We start from the raw sequence: 701 nt of genomic DNA, 5'->3' as shown, positions 1-701 counted from the left end.
CTTGATTATCTAAAATAGTTGTAGGTGTGGAAGAAATCGCATTTGCAATCGTTCGTTCCCCATATGTTTCATTTGTATCTCTAAAATGGATCACATCCCATTTATCACGCATTAGTCCACTCTCGCGGAACATAGAATCCATTCGGGTTGCGGAATTCCCTGTCCAAAACGCTAAATAGTTACATAAAGACTGATCGCTTCCGGAATGGTCACCATTCTTTACATTACCGTTAAATAAAGAGCGTATGTCATCGCCTTTCTTACTCCGAAACATTCTTTCCCATAATGCTTCGTTCGAAATCTTAATTTCATCTTTTTCAAAGTCAGCTAGATTTACTCGACCTTGAATGTCGCTATCATCAAAGTATGTTTCAAATACTTCCGCTAACTCATCTGTACGATCATACACATCATTTGAATTTTCACGATTCCCAGTGAAAGTAAAGAATCGACCGTATGAGTAAATTTCTAAACCATGTTTTGTATTTTTTCGTCCTGTTCCTAAAACAGATTGTGGAAGGCTACCTTTGATGATGATATGAATGCCTTTCTCTGATGGTGAAAATTCTGTATAGCTGTCTAATGTATCGATAATCTCTGTTGAAAATACATTCGTTTTACCGTCCACAACACACTTATCAATATCGATTCCGATGTAATTGTCTTGTCTACTAAATACGAAACCTATACCGTCGTAATTG

Annotated in this window: 1 pseudogene; it reads right to left on the bottom strand. The window is 36.8% G+C overall.

From position 1 onward, the window contains the following. Positions 1–701: pseudogene (locus ACQRBL_RS32445) on the bottom strand (phage/plasmid primase, P4 family); the annotation flags it as partial.

Source organism: Bacillus sp. AF62, assembly GCF_050312695.1.
GTDB classification, from domain to species: domain Bacteria; phylum Bacillota; class Bacilli; order Bacillales; family Bacillaceae_G; genus Bacillus_A; species Bacillus_A cereus.
This window is presented reverse-complemented; position numbering and strand designations above follow the sequence as displayed.